The sequence below is a fragment of the Gilliamella sp. ESL0250 genome, from assembly GCF_013345045.1.
Classification (GTDB): Bacteria; Pseudomonadota; Gammaproteobacteria; order Enterobacterales; family Orbaceae; genus Gilliamella; species Gilliamella apicola_H.
Genome location: NZ_JAAEDV010000004.1, coordinates 106,273 through 133,110 on the forward strand (window position 1 = coordinate 106,273; position 26,838 = coordinate 133,110).

At 34.4% G+C, this 26,838-nt stretch carries 23 protein-coding genes; 3 read left to right on the forward strand and 20 right to left on the reverse strand.

All coding sequences use genetic code 11. The features are described 5' to 3' along the window. Entirely contained in the window at positions 1 to 834 is an 834-nt protein-coding gene (gene apaH, locus GYY69_RS04920; protein ID WP_174796670.1) for a bis(5'-nucleosyl)-tetraphosphatase (symmetrical) ApaH, read from the forward strand. Positions 835 to 848: 14 nt separating this feature from the next. Beyond that, positions 849 to 2,681, forward strand: coding sequence for a signal peptide peptidase SppA (gene sppA, locus GYY69_RS04925; protein WP_202984950.1), 1,833 nt, complete (start codon positions 849 to 851; stop codon positions 2,679 to 2,681). A 71-nt stretch (positions 2,682 to 2,752) separates the two neighbouring features. Here sppA and GYY69_RS04930 read toward each other — a convergent pair whose 3' ends face one another. The 5 genes from GYY69_RS04930 to moaC form a co-directional block, all read right to left on the reverse strand. Further along, on the reverse strand, positions 2,753 to 4,597 hold the full coding sequence (locus GYY69_RS04930; RefSeq protein ID WP_174796672.1) for a sulfatase-like hydrolase/transferase: 1,845 nt from the start codon (positions 4,595 to 4,597) through the stop codon (positions 2,753 to 2,755). 172 nt (positions 4,598 to 4,769) lie between these two features. After that, on the reverse strand, positions 4,770 to 5,468 hold the full coding sequence (locus GYY69_RS04935; protein WP_174796673.1) for a Bax inhibitor-1/YccA family protein: 699 nt from the start codon (positions 5,466 to 5,468) through the stop codon (positions 4,770 to 4,772). A 59-nt stretch (positions 5,469 to 5,527) separates the two neighbouring features. Next, a complete protein-coding gene (gene moaE / locus GYY69_RS04940) occupies positions 5,528 to 5,971 on the reverse strand; it encodes a molybdopterin synthase catalytic subunit MoaE (RefSeq protein ID WP_174796674.1) in 444 nt (147 codons plus the stop codon). Positions 5,972 to 5,975: 4 nt separating this feature from the next. Further along, positions 5,976 to 6,221 carry a molybdopterin synthase sulfur carrier subunit gene (gene moaD / locus GYY69_RS04945; protein ID WP_065638332.1) on the reverse strand — a complete coding sequence of 82 codons (246 nt, stop codon included), beginning with the start codon at positions 6,219 to 6,221 and terminating at the stop codon, positions 5,976 to 5,978. A gap of 10 nt (positions 6,222 to 6,231) precedes the next feature. Then, positions 6,232 to 6,717 carry a cyclic pyranopterin monophosphate synthase MoaC gene (moaC, locus tag GYY69_RS04950; RefSeq protein ID WP_342354062.1) on the reverse strand — a complete coding sequence of 162 codons (486 nt, stop codon included), beginning with the start codon at positions 6,715 to 6,717 and terminating at the stop codon, positions 6,232 to 6,234. Positions 6,718 to 6,935: 218 nt separating this feature from the next. Between moaC and priA the strand changes: the two genes are divergently transcribed. Next, positions 6,936 to 9,110: a primosomal protein N' gene (priA, locus tag GYY69_RS04955; protein WP_174796675.1), complete on the forward strand. Its 2,175-nt coding sequence runs from the start codon at positions 6,936 to 6,938 to the stop codon at positions 9,108 to 9,110. Positions 9,111 to 9,153: 43 nt separating this feature from the next. On the opposite strand, the gene GYY69_RS04960 is transcribed toward priA, so the two are convergent. The 15 genes from GYY69_RS04960 to GYY69_RS05030 form a co-directional block, all read right to left on the reverse strand. Next, on the reverse strand, positions 9,154 to 9,465 hold the full coding sequence (locus GYY69_RS04960) for a ComEA family DNA-binding protein (RefSeq protein WP_174796676.1): 312 nt from the start codon (positions 9,463 to 9,465) through the stop codon (positions 9,154 to 9,156). A gap of 153 nt (positions 9,466 to 9,618) precedes the next feature. Beyond that, positions 9,619 to 11,478, reverse strand: a complete 1,860-nt coding sequence (locus GYY69_RS04965) for a SurA N-terminal domain-containing protein (protein ID WP_174796677.1) — start codon at positions 11,476 to 11,478, stop codon at positions 9,619 to 9,621. 132 nt (positions 11,479 to 11,610) lie between these two features. Continuing rightward, positions 11,611 to 14,046 carry an endopeptidase La gene (gene lon / locus GYY69_RS04970; protein WP_174796678.1) on the reverse strand — a complete coding sequence of 812 codons (2,436 nt, stop codon included), beginning with the start codon at positions 14,044 to 14,046 and terminating at the stop codon, positions 11,611 to 11,613. A 190-nt stretch (positions 14,047 to 14,236) separates the two neighbouring features. Then, complete coding sequence (clpX, locus tag GYY69_RS04975; protein ID WP_446718882.1) at positions 14,237 to 15,502, reverse strand: ATP-dependent protease ATP-binding subunit ClpX; 1,266 nt, start codon at positions 15,500 to 15,502, stop codon at positions 14,237 to 14,239. Between the two features lie 19 nt (positions 15,503 to 15,521). Beyond that, on the reverse strand, positions 15,522 to 16,124 hold the full coding sequence (gene clpP, locus GYY69_RS04980; RefSeq protein ID WP_174796680.1) for an ATP-dependent Clp endopeptidase proteolytic subunit ClpP: 603 nt from the start codon (positions 16,122 to 16,124) through the stop codon (positions 15,522 to 15,524). A gap of 92 nt (positions 16,125 to 16,216) precedes the next feature. After that, complete coding sequence (gene tig / locus GYY69_RS04985) at positions 16,217 to 17,518, reverse strand: trigger factor (protein ID WP_174796681.1); 1,302 nt, start codon at positions 17,516 to 17,518, stop codon at positions 16,217 to 16,219. A 108-nt stretch (positions 17,519 to 17,626) separates the two neighbouring features. After that, the gene (gene lpxD / locus GYY69_RS04990) at positions 17,627 to 18,655 is read right to left on the reverse strand and encodes a UDP-3-O-(3-hydroxymyristoyl)glucosamine N-acyltransferase (protein ID WP_174796682.1); all 1,029 of its coding nucleotides are present in this window, start codon (positions 18,653 to 18,655) and stop codon (positions 17,627 to 17,629) included. A gap of 2 nt (positions 18,656 to 18,657) precedes the next feature. Next, positions 18,658 to 19,143 (reverse strand): OmpH family outer membrane protein, encoded by a 486-nt coding sequence (locus tag GYY69_RS04995; RefSeq protein ID WP_174796683.1) that lies wholly within the window; start codon positions 19,141 to 19,143, stop codon positions 18,658 to 18,660. 34 nt (positions 19,144 to 19,177) lie between these two features. Further along, entirely contained in the window at positions 19,178 to 21,601 is a 2,424-nt protein-coding gene (bamA, locus tag GYY69_RS05000) for an outer membrane protein assembly factor BamA (protein ID WP_174796684.1), read from the reverse strand. A gap of 25 nt (positions 21,602 to 21,626) precedes the next feature. Then, positions 21,627 to 22,946 carry an RIP metalloprotease RseP gene (gene rseP / locus GYY69_RS05005; RefSeq protein WP_342354063.1) on the reverse strand — a complete coding sequence of 440 codons (1,320 nt, stop codon included), beginning with the start codon at positions 22,944 to 22,946 and terminating at the stop codon, positions 21,627 to 21,629. Between the two features lie 14 nt (positions 22,947 to 22,960). After that, positions 22,961 to 23,803 (reverse strand): phosphatidate cytidylyltransferase, encoded by an 843-nt coding sequence (locus GYY69_RS05010; RefSeq protein ID WP_174796686.1) that lies wholly within the window; start codon positions 23,801 to 23,803, stop codon positions 22,961 to 22,963. After that, positions 23,797 to 24,528 (reverse strand): isoprenyl transferase, encoded by a 732-nt coding sequence (locus tag GYY69_RS05015; RefSeq protein ID WP_174796687.1) that lies wholly within the window; start codon positions 24,526 to 24,528, stop codon positions 23,797 to 23,799. Before GYY69_RS05015 ends, GYY69_RS05010 begins: the two co-directional genes overlap by 7 nt. 52 nt (positions 24,529 to 24,580) lie before the next feature. Continuing rightward, complete coding sequence (crp, locus tag GYY69_RS05020; protein ID WP_174796688.1) at positions 24,581 to 25,210, reverse strand: cAMP-activated global transcriptional regulator CRP; 630 nt, start codon at positions 25,208 to 25,210, stop codon at positions 24,581 to 24,583. 89 nt (positions 25,211 to 25,299) lie between these two features. Beyond that, positions 25,300 to 25,506: a YheU family protein gene (locus tag GYY69_RS05025; protein WP_174796689.1), complete on the reverse strand. Its 207-nt coding sequence runs from the start codon at positions 25,504 to 25,506 to the stop codon at positions 25,300 to 25,302. Positions 25,507 to 25,785: 279 nt separating this feature from the next. After that, on the reverse strand, positions 25,786 to 26,805 hold the full coding sequence (locus GYY69_RS05030) for a hypothetical protein (RefSeq protein WP_174796690.1): 1,020 nt from the start codon (positions 26,803 to 26,805) through the stop codon (positions 25,786 to 25,788). Between the last annotated feature and the right edge of the window lie 33 nt (positions 26,806 to 26,838).

The window sequence follows — 26,838 nt, forward strand, 5'->3', positions numbered from 1 at the left end:
ATGGCAAACTTACTTATTGGTGATATTCATGGTTGTTATGATGAGTTTATGCGAGTGCTTGAAAAAGCAAAATTTTCATCATCAGACACCTTATGGCTAACAGGTGATCTCGTTGCTAGAGGCCCAAAATCATTAGAAGTCCTAAGATTTGTTAAACATAATGCCAAGCAAATTCGACTGGTATTAGGTAATCATGATCTACATTTATTATCTATCCATGCCAATATTACGCCGGCAAAAAAAAAGGATAATCTTGAAGATGTCATTCATGCAACAGATTTTGATGAATTGATGAATTGGCTCCGTAAACAACCTTTGGTGCAAATCGACGAATCTTTAAAGTTGATTATGACTCATGCTGGCATTTCCCCACAATGGGATCTGGAAACGCTAAAAAAATGTGCTCACGATCTGAATGCTATCTTATCGAGCGATTCTTATCTCCTATTCCTTGATAAAATGTATGGTAATTTTCCTGATGAATGGTCATCTGAATTACAAGGTTTAGATCGACTGCGTTATATCGCTAATGCGTTAACTCGTATGCGTTTTTGCTACGAGGATGGCCGACTTGATTTTTATTATAAGCAATCACTTGAGCAAGCACCCTCAAAACTCAAACCTTGGTTTTTGTTACCCAGTAAAATTCCAAGCGAATATAGCATCGCGTTTGGACATTGGGCAGCATTAAACGGAAAGGGTACGCCAGAAAACATTTATGCACTTGATACAGGATGTTGTTGGGGAGGAAAGCTAACATGCTTACGTTTTGAAGACAAAAAATACTTTAAAAAGAAAAATATCGAAGCAAAAAAATTAGATAAACTACTATGAAAGGGTCATTTATTATGTCTGCTTTATCTGTCATTAAATCAATATGGAAAATAATTAACTTTATTAGAGAAATATTTCTTAACCTAATATTTTTAATTATTATTATTTTAATCTTTAGTACTATCGCACTAATCAAAGAAGCAAAAAAACAAGAAATTGTGCCACAATATGGTTCATTGGTTTTGGACATTGAAGGTGTTATTGTCGATAACACACTTTATAGTGATGAAATCTATGCTTTACAGAATAAAATTTATGGCAAAAAAGTAAATACCTCACGTGAAAATAGTTTGTTTGAATTAACTCAGAAAATAGCTCAAGCAACGACAGACCCAAAGATTACAAGCATCATCCTTAAATTAGATCATTTCGTTGGTGCAGATATGAGCTCGCTACAATATATTGGCAAATATTTAACCAAATTTAGTGAGGCAAATAAACCAATTTATGCATATGGTTCAAATTTCAACCAAAGCCAATATTATTTAGCCAGCTATGCTAATAAAATCTATTTAACACCACTTGGGGCTGTTAATGTATATGGATTAGCAGCAAACAACCTATACTATAAAACCTTACTTGATAATTTAAAAATTAATACGCACGTTTTTAGAGTGGGAACCTACAAATCAGCCATAGAACCATTTATTCGGGATGATATGTCTGAAGAAGCAAAAAGCAATACAACACGTTGGTTAACACTTATGTGGAACAACTACCTTAATGATATTTCGTCACAACGAAAAAAAGCCGATACACAATTAGTTCCGACACCAGAGACTATGTTGGCAAATTTAAAAGCGACTAATGGCAATATGGCTCAATATGCTATATCTAATGGATTAGTCGATGTCATTGCATCTAATTACCAATTTGAATCTGAGCTGACTCATCAACATCAAATCAGCATTTATGATTATCAACTTAAATCAAAAAATAAAAATTTAGATAGTGATAACGAAGGCAACAAACCACTGATTGCAGTTGTATTTGTCAATGGCACTATCACCGATGGTGAAAATAGTAGTAATATCGCTGGTAGTCAAGACATTGTTGAACAGCTAAGAAACATCCGTAAAAACTTAGATAAACATAACATACAAGCAATAGTTTTACGAGTAAATAGCCCTGGGGGAAGTGTAGATGCATCAGAAGCAATTCGTAGTGAACTAGAGGCCTTACGTGGTTATCAAATTCCCATTGTTATCTCTATGGGAGGAATGGCTGCATCGGGTGGATATTGGATATCAACCGCATCTGATTACATAGTTGCAAGCCCAAATACAATTACTGGCTCTATCGGTATCTTTGGTATTATTCCAACATTTGAAAAATCTTTATCTCATATTGGTGTTTATAGCGATGGCGTAACCACATCACCATTAGCAAATAATACAGCGACTAAAGATCTACCACTCGAAATGAATCAATTAATTCAAATGAATATTGATAATGGCTATCAAACATTTATTTCTTTAGTAGCAAAAGCACGAAATATGACAACCGAGCAAGTTGACAAAATTGGTCAAGGCCAAGTTTGGTTAGGCTCAGAAGCCAGCAAAATTGGACTTGTTGATAAATTAGGTGATTTTGATGATGCCGTTGAAACTGCTGCAACATTAGCTAATTTAACTGATTATGAAATTGACTGGCAAAAACCACAAGGAAATTGGTTTAATGCATTTTATTCAGATATGATAGCTATGTTACCTAAATCAACTGCAGAGATATTTTTTGAACAACTTCCAGAAGCAAAAGAGCTTCAACAGCATGTTTCCTTATGGAATAAATTTAACGACCCTCAAAATCGCTATATTTATTGCCTAAATTGTGCCGATGTACGTTAATAACCAGATCATTATCCACCACCTCGTGTGGTAGATAATGATTCCCCCGTTTTTCTCACCAATTTTATAACTTAATTGTTTTTATCTTTTAAACTATTTTTCCCTGGTTGAAAAAAATAACGCATATGGTTCATGGCTTCTTGAATAGATTGATAATTCGGTGTTTCATCAGTTTCACGATTATGCAAATCCATATAATGACTAATCCCTAATCGATTTACAAAATAAATATTTTCAGATGTTCTAACCGCATACGAGCTATAATTTGACATCAAAAGCCAATTACGATTAGTTATCGGATTAAATAAATCATATCCCGTTGAGTAATCGCTGATATCATTTTTCACATATAAATAATGTTTCATTAAGGTAGGAATAACATCTTCATGGCTGGTCATTTTTGATCTATTATTTTTAAGATGTTCTAATTCACTTGCATCAATAATAATAAAAGGCACCTTTGTTTGCGCATCAGTATAATTACCATTATGCCCCCAAAAGCCTAGTTTATTATCATTCATCTCTTGGGCATGATCACCAGTGATAATCAAAATTGTATCATCCAACGAATTTGATTTAGCAAGTTCATCATAGACATTTTGTAATAGAGAATCATCATAGTAAACACTTTGTTTATAACGATTAAAAATTGGCAAAGGATCTGTGTCATTATTCAACGTCATATAATTAAGATCACCAATAGGTTTAAATTTCACTGGAAAACTGTCGGGAAAGTCATAAGCATGGGGAGCATCATAAAATAAAAAAGAAAATGTCGGTTTAGAAGTATCTCGTCGTTTATACCATGCGAGCCAATCATCAGTGATTTGCTTATCTCGACTAGCAGCCGAACCATCGTTACTACTGATTCTCAAATTTTTGATAGTGACAAATGCTGTTCGATCAAATTCCGGAGCGGTAACTTTAGCTGAAGTAAAAATACCAATATTATAGTTTTCTTTCTGTAAAGTTGTGATAAATAGTGAAGGAATACTATTACGTAAAAATGAATCCCAATATGTACCAGGAATACCATAAAACAACCCAAAAATACCAGTACGCGTCGCATTACCTGTTGAGTGATGGTTATTAAAAATCACGCCATTATTTTGCTTAACAAAATGAAATGTATTAGGAGAAATATCTTCACTAAAGGTATCATATCGCCAAGAATCTAATACAATAAACATAATATTTTTAAGTTTATTATTTTGAGGGTTAATCACTAATGGATTTTTCGGATAATCAACGCTAGCATTGCTATTATCCTTGCTATACACAACTTTTCGTTGCCCTTTTTCATCAAAAAAACTCATGATTTTTTTCGACGTAAATGGCCGATAAAGTGGAATATATTCCTTCACTACCATAATAGGCGAATAGGCATAATAAAAAGCAATCATGTGCACAACATGACTAATTAAAAATGAGCTAAAAAGAAAGACTGTTGATAGCAAAACAATTCTCGATTTTTTATGCGGTAAAATCAATTTATTGTTGACTATGTAAAGAATAAAACATTCAGCGCAAAACGAAACAGCAATAAGCACAAACATTAAAAAGTAAGTCAATACAGAGAAATCAACAACTTGCCCAGAAAAAACCATTGATAAAACAGACTGATTTATATGAAATCGGTATTGCTGAAAAACAATAGTATCAACATATAATCCTATTTGAAAAAAGCTGAATAATATAGCAAGAATAATATTACGAATAAGTGGTTTAAACCAAAGCAAAGGAGTGCAAACAATTAAAAGCAATAAGTAGGCGGAAAAAAAATGTCCCAAGACAGCAAATACTGAAAATGCTATCCCAACCAAATTAAACGATGCACCTGGAACAAAGAAGAATCGAATAGCTATTATTGATGAGATAAGGATATTAATTAGAACAAAGAGGTACAATTTTTTCATAATATTTGCTATTAAGTAATTCAATATACATTATACGCATATTACAGCATTTTATACTTAAACGTAGTGCTTTCCTGAATTTTTTAACAAACTAGCACTAAGAAATAAATTACTAATAGAATCTTAACAAAAAGGGCTCAATTTAGAGCCCTTTTATTTGAATTACATAAAATTATCGACGATCTGCAAAGATTCTTAATAACATAATGAATAAGTTAATGAAATCAAGGTAAAGGGTTAGTGCACCTAAAATAACAAACCGTCTAAACATATTAGGGTCATCTTGTGATAATTGATCACCTAATGCTTTAAGTTTTTGCGTATCATAAGCAGTTAATCCTGCAAAAACAAATACACCAATATAAGTAACAGCCCACATTAATGGCTCGCTATGCATGAAGATATTAACTATTGAAGCAATAACGATACCAATTAATCCCATAAATAAGAAACGTCCAAAACCAGATAAATCTCGTTTAGTTGTATAGCCGTAAAAAGCCAAAGCAGCAAACATACCAGCTGTAATAAAAAATACGCTTGCTATTGAAGATGAAGTATAAACAATAAAGTAAATCGAGAACGTACAACCATTTAAAACTGAATAAAGCATAAATAATGTGGTCGCAACCGATCCAGACAGGCGATTAATCAAGCCCGAGATGACAAAAACTAAACCAAGTTCAGCTATAAGCAATACCCACATACCTTTATATAGTATGTTCAAAAGCTCAAGATTATTAGATGCAAACCAAGCTACCAAAGCTGTTAATAATAATCCGACTGTCATCCAACCATAAACATGGCTCATATATGTTTGAATGCGACTACCTGTTTGTTCAATAATTGAACCGTTAGGTGAATAATTGTTCATTAATTACCTCTCAATAAAAAGAATGATATAACTTTGTACTATTATAACCTAAATAACCGCTAATACCATTTTTTCAATGCCTTTATATCTGTTTTTTTTGCCTCAATCCAACTTTCTCCATAAGGCGTTCGCTCTTTCTTCCAAAAAGGAGCTTCGTTTTTTAAAATATCCATAATAAACTCTGTGGCAGCAAACGCATCTAAGCGATGTGCACTACTTACTCCCACAAAAACAATCTGTTCATTTGCATCAATTTCGCCCACTCGGTGGATTATTGCAATTCGGCTTAATTGCCACCGCTCTCTAGCTTGAGCGATAATATTCGCCAATACTTTTTCAGTCATTCCGGCATAATGTTCTAAAAAGAGACTTATCGTTTGTGATTCATTACGACGGACTTTGCCCATAAAAGAGACAACAGCACCATCTTGCGGTAATTGTGAGAGCCAATCGTTTAGCTTATTAACATTGATAGGCTCTTTACTAACTTTGATAAGATCCATAACGTTACCCGCCTGTTACAGGCGGAAAGAATGCAATTTCATCACCGTCTTGAACAATATAATTAAGATCAACCAATGTTTGATTCACCGCACATAAAACAGTATTTTCCTTAAATGCTAATAACCATTTCTCCCCACGTTCACTTAACTGATCGATAAGGTGAGACACTGAAAGTTGATTAGCATCTAACATAATACAATCAGTTCCGACTAATTCTCTAATTTGAGCAAAAAAAATAACTTTATTCATCTTATCTCTATTAAACTTTTTGGGCGATAAAATCGCCTGACTTGCCACCACTCTTGGTTAATAACCTTACTTGACTAATTACCATATCCTTTTGTACTGCCTTGCACATATCATAGATAGTTAAGGCTGCAACTGATGCGGCAACCATCGCCTCCATTTCAACACCTGTTTGTCCATTTAATCGACAAAAAGATTGGATTCGAATACAATTTTTGATTCTATCCGCTTCTATGTTAATTTCAATTTTACTTAAACAAAGAGGATGACAAAGTGGAATAAGCTCCCAAGTTTTCTTGGCTGCTTGAATGCCTGCAATTCTTGCCGTTGCAAAAACATCGCCTTTATGATGTTTACCTTCAATAATCATATTCAGTGTATCAGAATTCATTAAGACCAATGACTCAGCGCTGGCTTCTCGCGTTGTTATCTGTTTATCTGAAACATCAACCATATGAGCATCACCACGCTGATTAATATGAGAAAATGATTTGTGCACCCTTAAATCCTCAATAATTTATAAATCATCAACTATATCCAAGATAGCAAATTTTACCAATAGTTACCACTTTTCGATTTTATCCTATGAAGAAATAAATACCGATAAGTAAACAAAATATTCTAATAATAATAAATTGCTTCTCATAGTTTTTGCGGGTTAAGTAAAAACTGCGTACAATATAGTTTTATATTAATTATAATATTTGTGATTTTTTAATGCTTATCGCTCATATAGCCTTACCTGTTCCACTTTACCAACTATTTGACTATCACCTAACAAAGCCTGCCCAAATCGGAATGCGGGTTAGAGTTCCTTTTGGCAAACGTGACGCAGACGCAATAGGGATTATTGTTAGTATTGATGAAAAAACTGAATTTGATATTAAAAATTTAAAAACTGTTACTACAATTATTGATACGGAGCCTGTTTTTACGCCATCTATTTGGCAGTTATTAAACTGGGCTGCTGGTTATTACCATTATCCAATTGGTGAGGTTCTATTCCATGCTATGCCTACTTTACTCAGGCAAGGACATCTGGCAGTCAAAGGTGAAACCAAACAATGGCAATTAACAAAATTGGGGAAGCAGATTGATTTGCAATCGCTATCACGAACCCCAAAACAAAAATTATTACTATCATCATTTAGAAATAATACTATTTCTGACACTAACGTAAGTAACACCGTCTATCACAAATTACAGAAAAAACAACTTATAGAACAAGTCAGCTACCAGCCAGAAGATGTTCAATGGCAAACAAACTTTTCGACTAATGCGAGTTCAATTCAGTTAAATAAGGAACAGTCATATGCTATAGAAACAATCAATACACAAAATCACCAATTTGAGGTATTTTTGCTGGAAGGTGTCACTGGCTCAGGCAAAACAGAAGTTTATTTAAATGTACTCTCTAATATTTTAGCTGCTGGTAAGCAAGCATTAGTACTCGTTCCTGAAATTGGATTAACACCACAAACAATTAAACGTTTTGAACAGCGTTTTAATGCACCAATTGATATTTTACACTCAGGATTAACCGATAAACAAAGATTCACAGTTTGGTTAAGAAGTAAAAAAGGAGAAAACGCAATTGTTGTAGGTACACGATCGTCGCTCTTTACCCCATTTAAAGAGTTGGGTGTAATTATTATTGATGAAGAGCATGATAGTTCTTATAAACAACAAGAGGGGTGGCGGTATCATGCACGAGATTTAGCAATTATTCGAGCTAAATTTAACAATATTCCGGTTATTTTAGGATCTGCAACACCATCGCTTGAAACACTCAATAATGCACAAAACCATAAGTACCATTTATTACAGTTAACCGAAAGAGCCGGTAATGCAACACTGGCCAGACAGTCGATTTTGGATTTGCGAGGGTTAGTACTTGCGGCCGGTCTATCTCAACCACTAATAGAGCAAATAAAAAAACATTTAGCTAATAATAATCAAGTAATGTTATTTTTAAATCGTCGAGGATTTTCACCATTATTAATATGTCATGATTGTGGTTGGATTGCTGAATGTCCTCGTTGTGATAGGCCTTATACACTTCACCACAAACAACAAAAATTGATTTGCCACTATTGTGATACACCTAGAACAATCCCAAAACAATGTCCAAAATGTGGCTCCACTCATCTAATACCGATTGGATTTGGGACTGAACAACTGGAACAACAGCTTGAGATTCTTTTTCCAAAAATTAAAATTAGTCGTATCGATCGAGATACAGTGAGTAAAAAAAGTGCATTAGATAACTATCTACAAAGTATCGAACAAGGTGGGGCTCACATTTTAGTTGGCACACAAATTTTAGCTAAGGGACACCACTTTCCCGATGTTACTTTGGTTGGAATTGTTGATGTTGATGGTGCTTTATTTTCAAGTGATTTTCGAGCAACAGAACGGTTTGCTCAGATTTATACTCAAGTATCAGGAAGAGCCGGCCGTGAAGCAAAAGCAGGCCAAGTTATTTTACAAACGTATCATCCGGATCACCCTTTACTCAACGTTTTACTTACTGAAGGCTACCCAAAATTCGCTAAACTGACACTACAAGAACGGCAACAGACACAATTACCACCATTTAGTTACCAAGCATTAATCCGTGCCGCAGATCGCAATAATCATAATGCTCCAGCATTTTTACAGCATATTCATGATTGGCTAAAAGTTCATTGTGATCATACTTTATGGCAACTTGGACCAATGCCGGCTAATCAACCAAAGAAAGCGGGTTATCATCGTTGGCAATTACTTCTTCAACATACAAATAGGCAACAATTACAACGAATATTGGATCAATTATTAATCATAATCGCTAAATGGAGTGAAACATCAAAAGTAAGATGGAGTATTGATGTAGATCCTATTGATAATTAGGATGCTATTATTTCCACCAATATTAATTGGTGGAAATAATAAATTATAATGTGATTTTGCCAGCATTTTTGTCCAGTATTGCCTGTCCAATACCCGAAACATCTTTTAATTGCTCAACTGAAACAAAAGGTCCAAATTTTTCTCGATACTCAATAATTCTTTTTGCTTTACTCACTCCAATCCCCGTCAATACTTTTGATAGTTCTTCTGCCGTTGCAGTATTAATATTGACTTGGACAACTTGTTTTTGTTCCTGTTTAACTGGTGCAGGCGTTGCAGGAACCGAGTCGGCAAAACTTGTATTTGGAACAACAAAACTTGATAACAAAATACCTAATAGTAAAAATGCTTTCATTTGATTAACCTCTAAAAATAGTTACGCAAGTAAATTTGCTTTATCACTATCTCAATTAATCAAATAAAAAAATTTCATGAATTATAAAAATGCGAAAAGCCACCTAGGTGGCTTTTCTTTTTTTCTTTTATTGCTACTATTTTGGGAGTTAAATCACAAATTCGAATCAGGCATAATTTCTATTTTGGCTTTAGAACGTATATCTGCAGCAAGATAAGAATGTGTATTATTAATGAATAGAGGTAACAACTCAGAAGAAATATCTTTATATTCATTTGGTGTATCTACCTTAGTTAGTGCAACAATATAAGCATTTTTATCATCTAAAACTTCCGCACCATAAACAGGTTTTCCTGATGCAGAAAGATTTAAATTAAAGACCATATTAACAACTTTTTGATCGAGTTCAGTTGAATTTCGACTCAAAGTGTATTTTTTTGCAAACTTCACATTTTTAGCACTGCCAGTTTCATTTAATTGGGTCAATATATTATTAACACTCGATTTAAATTGGTTTTGAGCCATTTCGTTAAAGAGTTTTTTATGAATTTTATCTTTAACTTCATCAAATGGTGCTATACCTTCAGGGCGATAGTCCATTGTTTGCACAACAAAATCATACTGCCCATAATTTCTGTTAGCTGTGATTAAATCAGAAATTTTTTCTGTTGCTTTACCATCTACGATCATTTCTTCACTAAAAACGACATCGCTAACTTCAGGATGAGTAGTAATTGATAACTTATCATTGAAAGACATCCAATCAGTACTTCTTACTTCAAGCCCAACTTTGTTAGCAAGTTCTTCAATAGTCTTTGGAGAATCTTTCAATGCATTTTTAATTTTATTTTCTTCACTTTCTAAAGCTTGTTGTATTTTTTGTTTAGTGAGTTTTGAGTCAATTTGATACTTCACAAAATCAAAATCCATAGATTTTGCCGGTTGTACACCGTCTAATTTCACTATTGCATAACCACCATCAACGGGGATTGGTGTTGAAACTTTCCCAATTTTTTTTAACTGGGCATCTTTAAACACTTGAGGTAAAGAGTCATCATCAGCAAACCAACCCAATGAACCATTTTTGCCATATGGTGAAAGATCACTATTTTGATTAATTGTTTTAGCTATACGTTCAAAATTAGCCCCAGATGAAAGGTTTTTAGCAATATTCCTAGCTTGTTCTTTATCCGTAGTAAAAATTATACTATAAGCTTTCTTAGCAGGATATGAATAAATTTTGATATTTTTATTATACTCATTTTTAAGCTCGTCTTCAGTAACACCAATTGTTTTTCTCACTATATCTTCAGAAATCACAATATATTTTACTTTTACGCGCTCATTTTTAAAAAACTCTTTTAAATGTTCGTTGTAATATTTTTGTTCGTCTTCTAAGGTAATATTCGCCTCATCAATATCACTTACAGAAGTATCAACTGAGGTTGCATATACGCTTCTAATTTGATTTTTGAGTGAAGATATTTCAGAATCAATTGGCAAAACAAAACTACTACTTGTTAGCGCATTAATTGCTTGTTGTTGCTGTAATACAGTTCTTATAATTTCAGCATAACTATTTGGAGTAAAATTATTTTCAGCTAAAAGATTTAAATACGTCTGATTATCAAATTTACCATTTTTAAAAAAATCTTTCTGTTTTACGATAAATTTTTTAATCTGATCATTACTGATAGCCAGATTAATATTTTGTGAAAATTTATAAGCTAAATAATTATCAATCTGATAAGATAACACATTACGACGCAGCTGTTTAATAAAGGAACTATCTCCTCCAGCATTTGCTGTTACTGCTCTAGCTTGAGCTTCAAATTCAGCTCGACTTATACCATCACCATCAACTTTTGCGATATATTGCTGCTGATCGCGTGCACTATTACCACCTCCAAAGCCTAAAAATCCGACGCCAGTGAAAATAAAACATAAAATAATTATTGCAAAAATAATCTTAACAACAATATTATTTGCTGCTGTCCGGATTGTTTCCATCATTTCTTGCGATTCTCCAAATACCTAATGTGAATTTTGAAAGTATAGCATATTTAACTAAATTGGCTATTGTCTGAATGTTAAGTCTCCAAAAAAAAGATCAACATTAAGTTGATCTTTATTAATAAAAAATAATTAGTTTAATCTGACAGAACTATCAACACTACTTTTTAATTTATTAATAGCCTTTTTAGACGTTTTTTTTAATGTTACTTTTTTATCCACTGGTTCCATACCAAATGGGTTATTTTGCAGTGCAATTGTGAGCACCTCGTCAATCCATTTGACTGGATGTATATCAACTTCAGATTTCACATTATCGGGGATTTCTTCCAAATCTTTTACATTATCTATTGGAATCAATACAGTTTTAATTCCCCCTCGGTGTGCAGCTAATAACTTCTCTTTTAGTCCACCGATAGGTAAAACTTCGCCACGTAATGTTATTTCGCCCGTCATTGCCACATCAGAACGAACAGGATTACCCGTTAATGTTGAAATTAGCGAAGTACACATTGCAATACCTGCACTTGGTCCATCTTTTGGCGTTGCTCCATCGGGTACATGCACATGGATATCGCGTTTTTCATAAAAATCACTACTAATACCCAATTTTTCTGCACGAGATCGAACAACCGTTAATGCGGTTTGAATTGACTCTTGCATAACATCACCTAATGAACCCGTGTAAGTTAATTTTCCTTTACCTAATACACTTACTGATTCAATGGTAAGCAAGTCTCCACCGACTTCAGTCCATGCAAGACCAATAACTTGACCGATACGGTTTTCATTATCCGTTTTACCATAATCAAAACGCTGTATTCCCAAGAAATCTTTTAAGTTATCTTGTGTCACAATAACTTTCTTCAATTTGCTATCTAACGCTAATTGTTTAACAACTTTACGGCAAATTTTTGCAATCTCTCTTTCTAAACTTCGAACACCTGCTTCCCGAGTATAATAACGAATAATACCGATAATAGCTGAGTCATCAATACTAATTTCTTTTGTTTTTAAACCATTATTTTCTATCTGTTTAGTAATCAAGTGCTGCTTGGCAATATTCATCTTTTCGTCTTCCGTATAACCAGAGAGACGAATAACTTCCATTCGATCCAACAATGGCGCAGGAATATTCATAGAGTTAGCGGTAGCAACAAACATCACATCAGATAAATCATAATCAACTTCTAAATAATGGTCGCTAAAGGCATTATTTTGCTCTGGATCAAGTACTTCTAATAATGCTGACGCAGGATCACCTCGCATATCCGAAGCCATCTTATCAATTTCATCTAATAAAAATAATGGGTTCTTAACGCCTACTTTTGCCATACGCTGAATTAGTTTTCCTGGCATTGAGCCAATGTAAGTGCGTCTATGCCCACGAATCTCTGCCTCATCGCGCACACCACCTAAAGCCATGCGAATATACTGGCGTCCTGTTGCTTTAGCTATCGATTGACCTAGCGAGGTTTTACCCACCCCAGGAGGTCCAACCAAACATAAAATAGGACCTTTAACTTTATTAACACGCCCCTGAACTGCCAAATATTCTAAAATTCTATCTTTTACACGTTCAAGTCCATAATGATCCTTATCTAAAACTTTTTGTGCACCTTCAATATCTTTTTTAACTTTACTACGCTTATACCAAGGAACTTGAATCATCCAATCAATATAACTTCGAACAACTGTCGCTTCAGCAGACATTGCCGGCATCATTTTTAATTTATTAAGTTCTGCTAATGCTTTGTCTGTAGCCTCTTTTGGCATTTTAGCTTTAGTAATTTTTTCTTTTAACTCTTCATATTCATCAGGTTTATTATCTATATCTCCTAACTCTTTATGAATAGCTTTAATTTGCTCATTAAGATAATACTCTTTTTGAGCCTTTTCCATTTGCTGTTTAACACGTTGTCGAATGTTTTTTTCAACTTGTAATAAATCAATTTCTGATTCCATCAATGAAATAAGCAATTCAAAACGCTTTACAAGATTAGCGGTTACCAAAATCTCTTGCTTTTGTTCGACCTTTAAAAATAGCGTAGCGGCAATAGAGTCTGCTAAACGAGACGGTTCTTTAAGTAAGCGAATAGAATCAACAACTTCCTGAGTTATTTTTTTGTTAAGCTTTGAGTATTCATCAAAATTGGATAAAGTTAAGCGAATCATAGCTTCATTTATATCATCAGCTTTTTTTACTTCGCTTAATGGCTTAACTTCTGCAATCAAAAATTCATTGCTCTCCTGCTCAATAACATTAACCATTTGAGCCCGTTCAACACCTTCAACTAGGACTTTTACTGTTCCATCAGGCAATTGAAGTAACTGTAAAATATTAGCCACAGTTCCGACTTCATATAGATCATCAATCTTTGGATCATCTTGAGAAGGATTTTTTTGAGTTACAAGAAAGACTTGCTTATCCATTTCCATTGCCCCTTCTAGGCAACGTATTGATTTACTTCGACCAACAAAGAGAGGGATTACCATATGTGGAAATACAACAACATCACGCAATGGTAAAATAGGCATAGTCATGTGTTTGGTTCGTTTTATTTTCATTTCATTCTCTCTAGTAGTACAAATCCATTAGATCAATATTGGGATCGTTTTAAGATATTCAAGTCGATCTTTCTGGATTTAAACATACACTATTTCTGGAACATTTTGACAGCATTTATGGAAATTTGACTTAAATATGAGTTTGAGGTTATCGTTCTTGCCATCATATATATGATGGCAAGTTTTTATTTCAAGCAGAAAGTTCAGCACCTTCACAATGCACTAACTTTGGCGATTGGGATCGCTCAACAGTTTCTTTTTCTACAATCACTTTTTTTATAGCAGTCATTGATGGTAAGTCGTACATAGTATCTAATAATATATTTTCCACAATCGAACGCAAACCTCGCGCACCAGTTTTTCGTTGCATTGCTTTTATAGCAATAGCATCCAACGCTTCTTTAGTAAACTCAAGTTCGACACCATCTAACTCAATTAAAGTTTGAAATTGTTTAGTCAAAGCATTTTTAGGCTCAGTTAAAATATTAATTAAGGCATTTTTATCCAGTTCAGATAATGTACCTATAACGGGTAATCTTCCTATAAATTCTGGAATTAATCCAAACTTAACTAAATCTTCAACCTCAATTTGTGCTAATAATTCTGATTCAGAAACTTTATTTTTAGTGCTTTTTACATCAGCGCCGAAACCTATTCCTGTATTAGTTGACACACGATTTTCGATAACTTTATCAAGCCCACTAAATGCTCCGCCACAAATAAACAAGATCTTTGAAGTATCCACTTGTAAAAACTCTTGCTGAGGATGCTTACGTCCACCTTTTGGCGGAACAGAAGCAATAGTACCCTCAATAATTTTCAATAAGGCTTGTTGAACCCCTTCGCCTGATACATCTCGAGTAATAGAGGGATTATCCGATTTTCGCGAAATTTTATCTATTTCATCAACATAAATAATCCCGCGCTGAGCTTTTTCGACATCATAGTCACAGTTCTGTAATAATTTTTGGATAATATTTTCTACATCTTCACCAACATAACCAGCTTCAGTTAACGTTGTTGCATCCGCCATTGCAAAAGGTACATCTAAAAAGCGAGCTAATGTTTCCGCTAATAATGTTTTACCACTACCTGTTGGTCCTATGAGCAAAATATTACTTTTACCTAATTCAACATCACTGCGACGTGCATAATTACGTAATCGCTTGTAATGATTATACACAGCGACTGCTAAAACTTTTTTTGCACGTTCTTGACCAATCACATACTCATCAAGATGTTTTCTAATTTCATGTGGTGTTGGTAATGGTTGATTGATAAACTCTTCGTGAGAAAGGAAACTTTTTGTCTCTTCTTTTAGAATATCATTGCATAATCCTATGCATTCGTTGCAAATATAAATAGATGATGGACCAGCAATAAGTTTACGGACTTCATGCTCGCTTTTACCACAAAAAGTACAATAGAGTAATTTTTCTGAACTTTCTTTATTCACTTTTACCACCTATTTAATATTAAGATCGTTTACTATATATGGCATCGACTAAGCCATATTCAACCGCTTTATCGGCAGACATAAAATTATCACGATCGGTATCTTTTTCAATCACACTAATGTCTTGACCTGTGTGCATTGCTAAAATCGTATTTAAGCGATTTTTTACCTGTAAAATTTCTTGTGCATGTATTTGAATATCAGAAGCCTGACCTTGGAAACCACCTAAAGGTTGGTGAATCATTACACGAGCATTAGGTAAACAATAACGTTTACCTTTAGTACCCGCTGTTAAAAGTAATGATCCCATTGAACACGCCTGTCCTAAACAAATTGTACTGACATCTGGTTTTATAAATTGCATTGTGTCATAGATAGCCATGCCAGCAGTCACAACACCACCTGGTGAATTAATATATAAATAGATATCTTTATCAGGATTTTCAGCTTCTAGAAATAACATTTGAGCGATAATTAGATTTGCCATATTATCTTCAACTTGTCCAGTCAAAAATATAACTCGCTCTTTTAATAATCGTGAGTAAATATCGTAAGCTCGTTCGCCACGAGAACTTTGCTCAACAACCATTGGAATAACACCCATATATGGTTCTAAAGGCATTTTTATCTCCTAATTAAACAAAATAGCCCAAACAGACGATCCTTATTTGGGCTTTTAAGTGATTTTTTAAATTAAATGAAAAAGCTAATAGATTAAGCAATTTGCTGGTTCATTAATTCAGAAAACGAATAATTCTTTTCCGTTACTTTTGCACTAGCTAATAATAGATCAACAACTTGATCCTCTAATGCTACAGCTCGAATATTTTCCATCGCTTTTTTATCTTTGCGATAATATTCTAAAACTTCTTTTGGATCTTCATATGCAGTTGCAATCTCATCAATTAATGCCTGAACACGCGCTTCATCCGCAGTCAATTTATTACTTTCAATAATTTCACTAAATAATAAACCAGTAGCAACCCGTTTTCTTGCCTCAGCTTCAAATAGTTCTTTAGGTAACTCCATACCTTGTTTTACATTACCACCAAAACGAGATAACGCTTGTTGACGTAATACATCAACTTCACGATCAATTAATGCCACTGGTACATCAATTTCATTATTTTTAACTAAACCATCAATAGCTTGCACTTTGACTTTATTACGGATTGTTGCATTGAGCTCACGTGTCATGTTCTTACGAACTTCAGCTCGCAGGCTTTCAACAGTACCATCAACAATACCAAATCGTTTAATAACATCTTCAGTAAGTTCTGGTAATTCAAGTTCTTCAACTTTTTTAAGTGTTGCCGCAAATATAGCCGGCTTACCTTTTAAATTTTCAGCGTGATAATCTTCAGGGAAAGTCACATTAATATCAAATTGATCACCTACTTGACGACCAATAATTGCATCTTCAAAACCAGGAATCATACGACCTTGCCCCAATACCAATGCAAAATCATTAGCCTTACCACCTTCAAATTCAGCACCATCGACTTGACCAACAAAATCCAAAGTAACTCGATATTGCTCTTTAGCGGCTTTTTTAACTTCTTTCCAAGCACCTTGTTGTTTACGTAAAGTTTCAATCATTGTTTCGATATCAGCGTCTACAACTTCTGCTACAGGCTTTTCAACTTCAATTTTGTCTAAATTCTCAACTTTGATTTCTGGGTAAACTTCAAATTCAACAGTAAACGTATAGTCTTCGCCATCTTTATATTCTTGTGGTGTATAAGTTGGGGCACCTGCTGGATTTAATTTTTCTTGAATAATTGCTTCAATAAAATTTCGTTGCATTAAATCACTTAACGCATCTTGCAAAATAGAAGCGCCATAACGTTGCTCAACAATTTTTAAAGGTACTTTTCCTTTACGAAAACCATCAATACGTACTTTTTTTGCAGTATTAATAAGTTCTTTATCAACCGCTTTTTTGATGTCTTCTGATTTAATTGTAATTGATAAACGTCGACCTAAACCTTGTGTTGTTTCTACCGAAACTTGCATCTTTATACCTCGAGATTATTGAATATTACCTGCCCATGATTATATAAAAAACGATAACTGAGCTAAAAAATTTAAAAAATAGGCATGCATTATACCGACCGTAATCGTCTACGTCGAGACATTTAATAGTTTCTTCTCAAGCGATTTCAAACGTTTATTCATTTCATCAATATGTAAAACTAATGAAGCTGTTTTTCGCCATACTTTATTCTTTTGTAATGGAATACCTGATGAATAAACACCTGGCTCAGTTATTGGACGCATCACCATACCCATACCAGTTACTGTAACTTGATCACATATTTCCATGTGCCCATTAATAACACTAGCACCGCCAATTAAGCAGTGGCGTCCAATGGTTAGACTTCCAGCCATAATAACACCACCTGCTACCGCTGTATGATCGCCAATAATATCGTTATGCGCTATTTGGCATTGATTATCAATAATCACACCGTTACCTATAACAGTATCATCTAACGCACCACGATCGATTGTTGTTGAGGCACCAATTTCAACATTATCACCAATAACAACACGGCCTAATTGGGGTATTTTAATCCATTTCCCTTTATCATTTGCATAACCAAAACCATCTGCACCAATTACAGTGCTTGATTGAACTAAGCAATTTTCGCCAATAACACAATTATGATAAACTGTGACATTAGCCCACAACTTTGTACCTGCACCTATTGTTGTATTTTTACCAATAAAGCAACCAGCACCAATAATACAATTATCACCTAATACCACACCGCTTTCGATAACTGCATTAGCGCCTATCGAAATATTGTGACCGAGCTGAGCAGTTGAATCAATGACTGCCGTTGGTGCAATATCTTTTGCTGGTGTTGGCGTTGTATCAAGGATTTGGGCTAATTTTGCGTATGCAAGATAAGGATTTTTTACAATAAGAGCAGCCCCGTTCCAATGTTCAAGGCTTTCTTCAGTCATGACAACTGCTGAAGCTTTACACTCTAATAAATTACTTTGTAACTTTTTATCAGACAAAAAAGTAATTTGCCCAAATACTGCACTTCTCATTGATGCTATACCAGTGATAGTTAAATCACTATCACCGTGTAACTTAGCATCAAGTTGCTCAGCCAGTTGCGCTAAACGAAAAGCAAACATTATTATTTAACCTTTTCCAGCACTTTATCTGAAATATCAACTGCATCTGACGCTGATAATGTTGCTTCGGCTTTTAAGATAATATCGTATTTTTCGGTTGCAACAATATCTTTTACAGCCTCTTGGATTTTAGTTAATAATTTACCTGCTTCTTCAGTTTCACGTTTACGATAATCCGCTGAAAACGCCTTTGCTTTATTTTCAAAATCAGAAATTGTCTTATTTAATTTCGTCTTTTCAGAAGAAGACAATGTTAAACCATCTTTTTTTAGACGAGCAGCAGCTTCACCTGCCTTTTTTTCTTCTGCTTGTAATGATTTGGCTCTCGCTTCAAATTCACTATCCAATGCTTTACCAACCGATTCGCGTTGAGGCATACGTTGTAATACACCCATAACATCAACGACACCAATTTTAACTTCAGCATTTGCAAAACCTGCAAATAGCAATGCTGCACTAACACCAAGAACAGATATAATTTTTTTCACTTTAATCACCTATGTTTTTATTTATAACATGGAATTACCATGTAGAACCTATATTAAATTGGAACTGTTGCGATGAGTCACCGTCATATTTCTTAAATGGTTGAGCATAAGAAAAAACTAGCGGACCTAATGGTGACATCCACTGAACCGCAAGACCTGCTGACATTCTAATATCCGATGGCGAACTATAATCAGGGATATTATGCCCTTTTAAGCCCCACTCTGTATCCCATACAGTACCTGCATCAAAAAATAGCGATGTTCTAATATTATCAGCGTATTTTTCGCTAGCAAATGGAGTTGGAACAATCAGCTCAGTACTGGCAAAAGCGATGGCGTTACCACCTACTGCGTCTTTTGATTTTGTGCATCCAGATGTATTTTCTAAGCTATCACAAACACCACTTTTATTAAGATATATCGCTTTAGGCCCAACAGTATTTGATTTGAAACCACGTAGCACTGATGCCCCACCAGCATAGAAGTTTTCGTAAAATGGTAGCTCTTTACCACCAAAACCACCGCCATAGCCAAATCGAGCACGAGTTAGGAAGATCCAATTATGGTCATTATCAATTGGGTAATAGTAAGAGGCATCTGAAACTAGTTTATAAAAGCGATTATCAAACAATGGCGCTGTGACTTTAGCACTAGCAGTCATCTTTAGACCATCTGTTGGAAAGAACCCTCGATCTAAAGAGTTATATGTCCAATAAGCATTTAACAATAAATCATTGGTATCAAAAGAAATAGACTTTCTGTCTTTTACATTTTCGCCCACGGATTCAAAATAACGCCACATACCATATTGCGCTTGCATATCGGACAACTTATGATTAGCATATTCAGTACCAAAACGAACAAAGTTATTTTCACTAATTGGAAAACCTAAATTAGCAGAAGCTCCCCAAGTCTTACTTGAGTATTCAGACTCATCATCTTTATCGTCATTTTTATAGGTATTATAATAAATACTACCACCTAGGCTTACACCATCGACCGTAAAATAAGGGTCAACGATAGAAATAGACGCAGTTTTATCAGTATCAGTAGTGTTAATATCAAATGAGACACTATTGCCTGTACCTAACCAGTTATCTTGAGAAATACCCGCATTGAAACTAAGACCACTATCAGAACCGATACCTACACCAAATTTGATACTACCTGTATTACGTTCAGCAACTTTATAAATAATATCAACTTGATCATCCACACCAGATACACGCTCGGTATTTGCTTCAACAGTATCAAAAAAACCAAGACGACTTAAACGCTCTTTTCCTAATTCAACTAAACCATTACTTAGCCAAGCTCCTTCCATTTGACGAAGCTCACGACGGATTACGCTTTCGCTTGTTACCGTATTACCAACGATTTTGATATTACGAATATAATAACGTTGACCAACATCAACCAGTACATTTAATTTAACTGTATGTGCACTATCATCCATTTCTGGTTGGATTGAAACCCTAGGATATGCATAACCAAAATTAGCAAGTAAACGCTTAACCTTATCTTCAATTTCGGTAATCTTTTTACCATTATAGAGCTCACCAATTGATACTTTTTCATTAGCAATTTTGGCAATCGCTTCTTTATGACCTGCAAAATTACCCATCAATTCAAGTTTAGATAGTTTATACTGTTCACCCTCATGAATATTGATTGTCACGTAAATGCCTTTTTTGTCTGGCGTTAAACTGACTTGAGTTGATTCGATATTAAAACGAGCATAACCGCGGTTTAAGTAAAAACTTTGCAATTCATCTAAATCAGAGGCTAATTTTTGTTTTTGATATTTACGATCGCCAAGCATGTTCCACCATGGTACTTCATCGCGCAAAGTAAAACGCGAAATAAGTTCTTCTGATGAAAATGCTTTAGCTCCGACAATGTTGATCTGATCGATTAATGCTGATTTACCTTCAGCAACAACTAATTTTAAATCGACACGATTACGAGATAGCGGGGTGACAACAGCTTTAATTTGAGCATTATATTTACCAACACTGTAGTAAAAATCTTCTAGGCCCTTTTCTATACCAGAAAGCATTGTACGATCTAATGCTTCGCCTTCACGAATACCAGAACTATCTAGATTCTTTTTAAGCATGTCGTTTTTGACTGATTTATTACCAGAAAAAGTTATGCTAGCTATCGTCGGGCGTTCTTGAACATGAACAATTAGTCTGTCGCCATCACGAGAAACAGTGATATTATCAAAGTTACCACTAGAATACAGTGATTTGATTATACGACCTAAATCAGCTTCATTAACATAGTCACCAACTTGGATTGGCATTTCAAGCAGTGCAGCACCAAGAGTGACACGCTGTAAACCTTCGAATTTGATATCTTTTACTACAAAATCATCAACACAAAATGCATTGGAACTATATACAGCTGTAGTACCGAACAGCAAAGATGCTATAAGTAATTTATTTATTTTCATCGTAAATGTTTATAACCTCATCCCATCACAATCGTAAAATATCATTAAATAGTGCAATTCCCATTATTACCATTAATAAAACAAATCCAATACGAAAAAAACGCTCTTGTGATTTATTTGATAAGGCACTTCCTTTTATCTTTTCAAATAATAAAAAAACAAGGTGTCCGCCGTCTAATATAGGTAATGGAACAAGATTGATAACTCCCAAACTTATACTAATAAAGGCTAGAAAATATAAGTAAGAGGTTAAACCATAACTTGCTGTTTGCCCTGCGCTTTTTGCGATTGTTATTGGTCCTGATAAATGTTGTAGACCAATAACACCTGTTACTAATTGATAAAGCGAACGAATAGTTAACTTTGTAGTTAATACTGTTTGCGCTATACCTTTATTAAATCCTTCTAAAAAACCATACTGTACAACTCTAGCATCAGATGTGGGATATAAACCAGCAACGCCTTCTCCGTTTTTTTTGACTGTTGGTACGAGTTTAAGATAAATATTTTTATCTTCTCGATTAATCTCTAAAACCATTGCTTGAGCTTTTTTAATTGTACTGGAAAAATCATTCCAATCTACATATGATTGATTATTATAACCGATAATTTTATCACCAACACGTAAACCTGCTTGTTCTGCAGCCGAACCCGATACAATTTTACTCACTATTGGATAAATTTCCAACTTTTTAGGCACAATCCCAAATGCGGTAATCGCCGAGTCTTTTTCTATATCAAAATGCCAATTACTAATATCTACACTATTTTTAACTTCTTTTTGATCACTACCATCTGTACTATCAATATAAGAAAAAGTGACATTAGCTTTTCCCATCGCACTAATTAAAGCTAAATTGACATCATTCCAAGTTTCTACTTTGACATTATCAATGGTTTTCAATTCGGCATCAGCTGGAATTGCTACAGTAGCAGCGGGTGTATTTGGTATCACGTTTTTTATTTTAACAGGGTAAGTTACTGCACCTGTCAAAAAAATAACCCAGTAAATAAGCAAAGCTAATACGAAATTAGCAAATGGACCTGCCAAAATAATTGCCGCTCTTTGCCAAATTTTCTTTTGATCAAACGCAAATTTTTCGTTATTGCTTGATAATGCTGTTGCTCTACCATCAAGCATTTTAACATAACCACCCAGTGGAATCATAGCAATTACCAATTCGGTTCCACTTAAAAATTTATAAGACCACAATTTTTTGCCAAAACCAATTGAAAAACATTCAACACGAACCTTACATAAGCGAGCAACGCAAAAGTGCCCAAACTCATGAATAGTAACTAATATACTCATGGTAATAACAAATAATAACAGTGACCACAACAAAATCTATCACCTTTTTATAATATGTAAAAAGATAATGCAGCAAAAACAGGAACTGCAGCAGTTAAACTATCAATGCGATCTAATATTCCACCATGTCCAGGAATTAAGTGACCACTATCTTTAACACCAGCTTCACGCTTAAACATACTTTCAGTTAAGTCACCTAAAACTGAAACTAAAATTGCTAACAAAGAGCTAATAAAAAATGCGCTGAATCCAATATTAAAAAAATTGAACATGTAAGCAATTACACTAAGTGCAATCGCTAAACTAACACCACCAATAAAACCTTCTACAGTCTTACCGGGTGAGACTTTTACTGCTAATTTCCGTTTACCAAAAGTTCGTCCTGCAAAATAAGCGCCAGTATCTGTCGCCCATACTAGCACAAAGACATAAAGCAACCAAATTGCACCTGTATAAGAATTAGAATTATAGTTTATTGATCTTAATTCAATCATACTAATAAAAAACGGCACTAGCGTAAAAAAAGCAAATAGTAATTTTATAACAATTGAATTGTCCCAATATTTAGTGGTAGCGGGATAGCTGCCCACTAAACACAACGCAATTAGCCACCATACAATTGATAAAGATAAGATAGTGGTATATAGCCTTATTTTTAACTCAACTGAATTTGGAATCAAATAAAGTACACTTAATAAAATGACGATTGAAAGGGCAAAGATTAACCTTGAGGACTTTTTAGTAATATGAAGAAACTGAGCCCACTCCCACGCGGCTAATCCACAAACTAGAATAATAGTTAAAGAAAATAAGGGTAATGGAACAAAAAAAAGAACCACTATTACAAGTGGAATAAGTACAATTGCAGCAAGTATACGATGGATTAACATAAATGTTCCTTATTATGAAGGCCACCAAAACGTCGCTCTCGGGTATTAAATACATTGATTGCTTCATCGAATAAATTTTGGTTAAAATCAGGCCATAAAGTATCAGTAAAATAGAGTTCAGAATAAGCAATTTGCCATAACAAAAAGTTACTGATTCGGTATTCACCGCCAGTGCGAATAACTAAATCAACTTCAGGAAATTCACTCATACACATTGCTGAAGCAAAACGGCCTTCTGTCATTTCATCTAGAGTGATTTCGCCTGTTGCAACTTGCATGGCCATTTTTTTAGCTGATTGCAAAATATCCCAACGACCGCCGTAGTTGGCAGCAATGTTCAGCACTAAACCAGAATTATTTTTGGTCAAATTTTGCGCATTAATAATCATATTTTGCAAATGCTCACTAAAGCGAGAAATATCACCAATAATATTTAAGCGGACATTATTTTTATTCAAACTTTTAATTTCTCTATTTAAAGCATAAATAAAAAGAGAAATTAACGCTGAAACTTCATTAGCTGGTCGCTTCCAGTTTTCGCTGCTAAATGCGTACAAAGTAAGAACTTTTATCTTTAAGGTTGCTGCATAAGTCACAATTTTTCGCACAGTCTTTAAGCCTGCTCGATGACCACTTACACGCATTTGATTACGCTCTTGCGCCCAGCGACCATTGCCATCCATAATTATAGCCACATGACTTGGAATATATCTTTCTTGTGTCATGCAATATCTCGTATTATATCAATCATTGTAGTAATTATATTATTTTGGTCAATTAACGTGTTCCATAAACGACAATCGTTTTACCATGTGCAGAAATCAAATGTTGATCTTCAAGCATTTTTAAAATTCGTCCAACTGTTTCACGTGAACAGCCAACAATTTGACCGATTTCTTGACGTGTGATTTTGATTTGCATGCCATCAGGATGTGTCATTGCATCAGGTTGTTTTGCAAGGTTTAAAAGTGTTTGCGCAATACGCCCAGCAACATCTAAAAAAGCTAAATTACTCACTTTTTCAGATGTAACTTGTAACCGACTTGCCAGTTGGCTAGCTAAGCGCATTAAAATATCAGGATTGACTTGGACAAGCTGCTTAAATTTTTTGTATGAAATTTCGGCCACCTCACAACTTGTTTTGGCTTTAACCCAAGCACTTCGTTCGGTACCTTCTTCAAAAAGACCTAATTCACCTAAAAATTGATTTTGATTTAAATAAGACAAAATCATTTCATTACCTTCGTCATCTTTAATCAATACTGCTACAGAACCTTTTAAAATATAATAGAGAGTTTCTGCTTTTTCGCCTTGGTGTATAAGGGTACTTTTAGCTGGATATTTATGAATATGGCAATGAGATAAAAACCATTCTAAAGTTGTATCCGATTGCTGTTTACCAATCATTACGCCTACCTCTCCATTTAATTTACAACTATGACACTATAACAAAGTTAGACAATAAATCATATACTAACAAACAATCATTTTGACCATTATTTAATTCGCTTAATATCAATTGTTTCATGTAATTGCGACCAATAGATTGCAACCGAACCATTTGCTAATTGAAGTTTAACATCATTAACTTTTTCTTGTAGTGATTTTTCTTGTAAACCGTAGTCTGTACCCTCGCGCAATACGAAGTATTCTATAAGGTTATTTAACGTTTCAGGATCTAAATCTTGCCAAGGAATATTCATGTAAATTACATTAATTTAAAATTAGTGCTATTTTAAATTATTAATTTAAGAATAAGAAGTGTGAATTTAATTATCTTTGCTCTGCTTGCTGTACATTTTACATTAAGGAACAACATAGGCCTATTGAGAGTTTATTTAAAATAGTCACGCCATATTTTTGACAGAGATATAAGTAGGTTCTAAATAGTATTTTATAAAATATGTTTAATATTAAATTAACAAGATAAATGAATACAAAAACCACTCCGAAGAGTGGTTTTAATAGTTTTATAGCTTAACTTATGGGGTGGTGACAGTTTTAAACGAAAGTTGGTAACCTTGAATACCTGCTTTATGAGTTGAAAAACTTGAGTAAATGCTATTATGTTTAGCGGCACCTTGAGGAGAACCTAACCAGATAGTATCATTTATACCTTTTCTATTATTAGTATCCGCCGTAAGCGCAGTACTTTCGGCTGGTACGTTGTCATTTTCAGGAATTCCAGCGCCTACTACATGCCATTCAAACTTATAACTACCGGTATACTCAGCCTCACCGGCATCGACGTTATTATCGCTATTTGCATCGTTCCATACTACAGCTGCATATCTTTCGCCATATTTAGGGTTTAAACCATTAGAAGCATAGTTGCTGCTTTGAATCACACCATTAGTATCAATTAAGAAAATACCTGTTTGATATTGTGCAGGCACAATTGGACCAGGAGTAATACCTGGTGGTGGAACACCAGGACCCGTATTATCGCCAGGTGTCCCAGGATCATCATCAGATGAACCAGAACCATTCGAGCTAAAAATATCACCAACATGTACCCATTTACCTATTGAAGGGGCACCAAAATCAGTTCTTTCTAAGACTTTAAAACCAATTTTGCTTTTTCCAGCAAAATCATTCGTAATAGGGAATGAGATTGTAGCATTGCCATCAGAACCATGAGCTATAGTGGCATTTATTGTCATTTCATCCCAAGGAGAACTCGCATCTTGTCTTGCATAAACTTTTAATGTATCTTTCAGTGCATCACCGTCATCCGTATCGCCATCTGCATCTTCTAATACATATGAAATATGAATAACATCACCAACCATAACTGGTTCGCCTGCTGCAATATCTGAACCATCTGCATGCTTGATAGTAACAGCCGTTCTATGAGCATCTGTTCCCCCAGGAGCTTTCATTACAGGCGCATTACCTTGAATAGTAGCGTTTGTCACTGCTGTTAATGCAAAAGCACTACTTGCTGCATAACCAGCTAAAAATAAGCCTAATGCAACCTTTTTAATTGTAAGATTTTTCATGTTTAACTTCCTATTTTTCTGTGTAAATTAACA

Excerpts from the sequence above, each read along its gene's own strand:
- apaH (WP_174796670.1), top strand. The coding sequence starts at position 1 with ATGGCAAACTTACTTATTGGTGATATTCATGGTTGTTATGATGAGTTT.
- sppA (WP_202984950.1), top strand. The coding sequence starts at position 849 with ATGTCTGCTTTATCTGTCATTAAATCAATATGGAAAATAATTAACTTT.
- GYY69_RS04930 (WP_174796672.1), bottom strand. The coding sequence starts at position 4,597 with ATGAAAAAATTGTACCTCTTTGTTCTAATTAATATCCTTATCTCATCA.
- GYY69_RS04935 (WP_174796673.1), bottom strand. The coding sequence starts at position 5,468 with ATGAACAATTATTCACCTAACGGTTCAATTATTGAACAAACAGGTAGT.
- moaE (WP_174796674.1), bottom strand. The coding sequence starts at position 5,971 with ATGGATCTTATCAAAGTTAGTAAAGAGCCTATCAATGTTAATAAGCTA.
- moaD (WP_065638332.1), bottom strand. The coding sequence starts at position 6,221 with ATGAATAAAGTTATTTTTTTTGCTCAAATTAGAGAATTAGTCGGAACT.
- priA (WP_174796675.1), top strand. The coding sequence starts at position 6,936 with ATGCTTATCGCTCATATAGCCTTACCTGTTCCACTTTACCAACTATTT.
- GYY69_RS04960 (WP_174796676.1), bottom strand. The coding sequence starts at position 9,465 with ATGAAAGCATTTTTACTATTAGGTATTTTGTTATCAAGTTTTGTTGTT.
- GYY69_RS04965 (WP_174796677.1), bottom strand. The coding sequence starts at position 11,478 with ATGATGGAAACAATCCGGACAGCAGCAAATAATATTGTTGTTAAGATT.
- lon (WP_174796678.1), bottom strand. The coding sequence starts at position 14,046 with ATGAAAATAAAACGAACCAAACACATGACTATGCCTATTTTACCATTG.
- clpP (WP_174796680.1), bottom strand. The coding sequence starts at position 16,124 with ATGCCTTTAGAACCATATATGGGTGTTATTCCAATGGTTGTTGAGCAA.
- tig (WP_174796681.1), bottom strand. The coding sequence starts at position 17,518 with ATGCAAGTTTCGGTAGAAACAACACAAGGTTTAGGTCGACGTTTATCA.
- lpxD (WP_174796682.1), bottom strand. The coding sequence starts at position 18,655 with ATGTTTGCTTTTCGTTTAGCGCAACTGGCTGAGCAACTTGATGCTAAG.
- bamA (WP_174796684.1), bottom strand. The coding sequence starts at position 21,601 with ATGAAAATAAATAAATTACTTATAGCATCTTTGCTGTTCGGTACTACA.
- GYY69_RS05010 (WP_174796686.1), bottom strand. The coding sequence starts at position 23,803 with ATGTTAATCCATCGTATACTTGCTGCAATTGTACTTATTCCACTTGTA.
- GYY69_RS05015 (WP_174796687.1), bottom strand. The coding sequence starts at position 24,528 with ATGACACAAGAAAGATATATTCCAAGTCATGTGGCTATAATTATGGAT.
- crp (WP_174796688.1), bottom strand. The coding sequence starts at position 25,210 with ATGATTGGTAAACAGCAATCGGATACAACTTTAGAATGGTTTTTATCT.
- GYY69_RS05025 (WP_174796689.1), bottom strand. The coding sequence starts at position 25,506 with ATGAATATTCCTTGGCAAGATTTAGATCCTGAAACGTTAAATAACCTT.
- GYY69_RS05030 (WP_174796690.1), bottom strand. The coding sequence starts at position 26,805 with ATGAAAAATCTTACAATTAAAAAGGTTGCATTAGGCTTATTTTTAGCT.